We start from the raw sequence: 3,557 nt of genomic DNA on the forward strand, positions 1-3,557 counted from the left end.
ATGCGATAGGGTGCGGTCAGCCGGCGCAGCGACCAGATCGACATCACGATGATCAGTCCCGCTATCAGCGAATAGAGCGGCAGGCTGTCCCAACTCAGGATCGGCCCAGCCGGCGTGATCGGCTCGGTGAAGTTCAGCCACTGGCCGTCGGAAAAGCGCAGCGACGCCGTCAGCTTGTCGCTCTGGGCGAAATCCGCGGCCAGCACCAGCAGATCGCGCTCGACCTGGCCGACATCCTTGTTCATCACCTGACCGTCCGGGACATCGGCTTCCTGCGTTGCCGGATCGCGCCGCACACGCGCGTCGGTGATGCCGAACTTGGACAGGCGGCCGACCAGGATGTCCTCCAACTCGGCTAGCTGGTCATCGCCGGCGATCGAGGAAGTGACGGCGGGGCTGTCCGAAACGGTCAGTGCGTAGGTGGCATTGAACAGACCGGAAGCGGTCGCCTTGCGTTCTTCAGGCGTGGCGTCATGCATCAGCTGCACCAGCGAATAGGCGCGGTCGTTCAGCCGGTAGAGATCAACCACATCGTTGGCGGCGGCGCGGTCGCGCGCCACGATATAAAGCGTCGCGACCTGGCTGATCATCAGGCCGGCAATGACGATGAGCAAAACCCAGACAGGCAGGGTTTGCGGCAGCAAGCGTCTCATTCGGAGGTCGTTTCGGGCAGAAACTGATAGCCACCGCTGCGAACAGTCAAGATCAGTTTTGGCGTCTTGGGATCGTCCTCCATCTTGCGGCGCAGGCGGCTGACCAGGATGTCGACGCTGCGATCGAAGCTGTAACCGGTGTCGCCGCCGGACAACTCGATGAGCTGCTCGCGGGTGAGAACGCGTTGCGCGCTCTTGACGAAGGTCTGCAGCAGGTTGAACTCCGCCATCGTCAGTTCCACCCGCACGTCGTCGGGCGCCGTCAGCCGGCGGCGCGAGCAATCCATGGTCCAGCCGGCAAAGCGGTAGATCTGCTTGGCTGTGGGCCGCCGCGGCTCGGCCGTGCCGTTGCGCCTCAGCACCGCTCGGATGCGGGCGAGCAATTCGCGCGGATCGAAGGGTTTCGGCACATAGTCATCAGCCCCCATCTCGAGCCCGACGACGCGATCCGTCGTCTCGGTCACCGCGGTCAGCATGATGATCGGTGTCGTGTGATTGGCGCGGATCTCGCGGCACAGTTCCAGCCCGCTTTTACCGGGAAGCATCACATCGAGCACGATCAGGTCGACCTGCGCCCGGCGCAGGATCGACTCCATCTCGGTGCCGTCGGCGGCCACTGTCGTGCGCAGCCCCCGTTTCTGGAAAAACTCCTGAAGCAGGTCGCGTATGCCCTTGTCGTCATCGACGATCAGTATGTGCGAGTCGGATTTCACGAGAACCCCGCGATTTGTGTAGCCAAGCTGCCCTTCTGTGATCACCCACACGATAGAATTCGGGCCACATCTTGGCCAGTGGCGGCGACGTGGGACGGAATGGCTTCCCCAGAAACAATTCAGAAACAAAATTCTACACTCGGGAAAAACTCGTGAAAAATTTCAAGGGCATAACTGGTGGCGTGGCGGTCAGGTCATCGGCTGCGACGCAAGTTTCCGGAGTAACGGGCAAGACCGATGCAGAGGTTCTGGATCAGCGTGATGGGTGCTTTGCTTAGCATGTCGCTCATCACAGCCGCAGTCGGGGCCTCCAACGCAAAGGTAACGCCGCTGACCCGGACCGAGCGCTGCACCAATCTCAACCGTCAAGTTGACGAAGCCCTCGAAACCCATGCCGCGGCAACGCAGGTCACCGCGGCGAAGGCACTTCAAAGAAAGGGAAACCGGTTCTGCGCTGCCAAGAAACAGGCGCAGGGCATCCGGATGCTCGCAAACGCTTTGAAGCTGCTTGGAGTGACACCGATCGACCCGGTTCAGTGACGCTCAACTCCTCGACCCGCATGAAAAAGGAAATGAAGCCATGACAAAGTCCCTCCTCTCCGCCCTCGGCCTCGCTGTTGCTCTCGCTTTCTCGATGCCGGCTGTCAGCAACGCCGCCGCCACGACGACCGCCGCTCCGGCCGCCTCGACCACGACCACGGCTCCGGCCGCTGACGCTACGGCGAAGACCGCTCCGAAGAAGGTCGCCGCCAAGAAGGCCTGCAAGGTGACCAAGACCCACAAGTGCCCGGTCAAGAAGGCCCCGAAGAAGGACGCGAAGAAGTCCTAATCCAGGCTTCGATCCTGATCTTTCAAGACCGCTCCGGCCGAAACCGGCCGGGGCGGTTTCCAGCGGCCGAATCCTGACACCGGCAGCTTGCGCCGCGCCACTTCCTTAACCCGATCGCAATGCCGGTGCCGTAGGACAATCCGCATGAAGAAGCGGCTTTCGTCCATGATGCGCTCGCTGGCTCTCGGCGGCTTGGTTGCCACCGGGGCAGCAAGAGCGCTGATCATCTTGACAGCCAGCCCAGTGCCGGATCCCGCCAGCGGCAGGACCGAGCCGGAACTTTTCGCGCCGGCCATCTCATCGAGCTTCGACTACATCACGCCGGCACAGAGCTGGGTCCTGATCGTGCTGACGGGCGCGACGCTGATCGGCTTCGCCGCCTGGATGATTGGCGCGTTCATGGAGCGCGGTTCCAACATGGACGACGGTGCGTCGCACGATCGGTCGGCAGGGGCGTTGAAGCGCAAACAGCGCTATCCCACATAAGCCTTCATCGTCCCTCGATTCTCCGCCCTCCAGCGGACAAATGGACAAATGCTTCCCTGCCTGAGGGAGTGCAAGCCAGACCCAGTTTCCAGCTGGTGAATTCCAATGCCTGAGACCGTCCTCAAACCGCGTACCAAGACGCAGCCGAAGACCGAGCGGCCGAAGCTCTACAAGGTCATCCTGGTCAATGACGACTTCACGCCGCGAGAGTTCGTGGTGACGGTGCTTAAAGGCGAGTTCAGGCTCAGCGAGGATCAGGCGCATCGCGTGATGATCACTGCGCATACGCGCGGCGTCTGCGTGGTCGCCGTCTTCACGCGCGACGTTGCCGAGACCAAGGCCGCGCGAGCAACCGACGCCGGCAAGGCCAAGGGCTATCCGCTGCTGTTCACGACCGAGCCGGAAGAGTAGGGCGGCTCTGCCTCGCCCGTGTCCTGGAGAGGGAAAGCGAGGCCGCCGGCCGAGCAAGGTGGGGGCAAGCGCCGTATTTGATTGTTGCGCGCCGCCCCTCATCCGCCCTTTCGGGCACCTTTCCCCGGAAGGGGGAGAAGGAAAAGGCTCTACCTTCCTTCTCGATACCACATCGAGCCGATGGCCAGGAGCAGCAAGCCGAGGCCGAGGAAGCCGCCGAACAGCGGCACGCGCGAGACGGCCTTCAGCGTGCTGTCGTCGGTGGTGCGCAGCCCGATCCAATCGTTCCCCGATGCCGCCCCCGAGGAGCGGACCGGTACGATCGAAGGCAATGCCACACCGCCGGCAAGATCGCCAAGCATGGAGGATGGCGCGAGCCGGCGCACGCTGCCGCCGGTCGCCTCGGCCGGCGCCTTCAGCCTGTCCTCGGTGGAAACGACATCGGCGAATTCAGGCGCATTGATC

5 protein-coding genes and 2 pseudogenes are annotated in these 3,557 nt (G+C 62.9%); 4 read left to right on the forward strand and 3 right to left on the reverse strand.

The window, feature by feature from the left end; genetic code table 11:
- Together EOA60_RS23960 and EOA60_RS23965 are read right to left on the reverse strand one after the other, a co-directional pair.
- Positions 1 to 653 (reverse strand): annotated as a pseudogene (locus EOA60_RS23960) (osmolarity sensor protein EnvZ); the annotation flags it as partial.
- The gene (locus EOA60_RS23965) at positions 650 to 1,366 is read right to left on the reverse strand and encodes a response regulator transcription factor (protein WP_066994281.1); all 717 of its coding nucleotides are present in this window, start codon (positions 1,364 to 1,366) and stop codon (positions 650 to 652) included. The gene EOA60_RS23965 and the pseudogene EOA60_RS23960, both read right to left, overlap by 4 nt.
- 237 nt (positions 1,367 to 1,603) lie before the next feature.
- Between EOA60_RS23965 and EOA60_RS23970 the strand changes: the two genes are divergently transcribed.
- The 4 genes from EOA60_RS23970 to clpS all read left to right on the forward strand — a co-directional run bounded on the left by EOA60_RS23970 (position 1,604) and on the right by clpS (position 3,092).
- Positions 1,604 to 1,906 carry a hypothetical protein gene (locus tag EOA60_RS23970; RefSeq protein ID WP_066994286.1) on the forward strand — a complete coding sequence of 101 codons (303 nt, stop codon included), beginning with the start codon at positions 1,604 to 1,606 and terminating at the stop codon, positions 1,904 to 1,906.
- Positions 1,907 to 1,946: 40 nt separating this feature from the next.
- Entirely contained in the window at positions 1,947 to 2,195 is a 249-nt protein-coding gene (locus EOA60_RS23975; RefSeq protein ID WP_066994288.1) for a hypothetical protein, read from the forward strand.
- 144 nt (positions 2,196 to 2,339) lie between these two features.
- A complete protein-coding gene (locus EOA60_RS23980; RefSeq protein ID WP_245322261.1) occupies positions 2,340 to 2,681 on the forward strand; it encodes a hypothetical protein in 342 nt (113 codons plus the stop codon).
- Between the two features lie 105 nt (positions 2,682 to 2,786).
- Positions 2,787 to 3,092 carry an ATP-dependent Clp protease adapter ClpS gene (gene clpS, locus EOA60_RS23985; RefSeq protein WP_067326504.1) on the forward strand — a complete coding sequence of 102 codons (306 nt, stop codon included), beginning with the start codon at positions 2,787 to 2,789 and terminating at the stop codon, positions 3,090 to 3,092.
- 149 nt (positions 3,093 to 3,241) lie between these two features.
- On the opposite strand, the pseudogene EOA60_RS23990 reads toward clpS, so the two are convergent.
- A pseudogene (locus tag EOA60_RS23990) lies at positions 3,242 to 3,557 on the reverse strand (hypothetical protein); the annotation flags it as partial.

This window comes from Mesorhizobium sp. M1A.F.Ca.IN.020.06.1.1, from assembly GCF_004023265.1.
GTDB lineage: Bacteria > Pseudomonadota > Alphaproteobacteria > Rhizobiales > Rhizobiaceae > Mesorhizobium.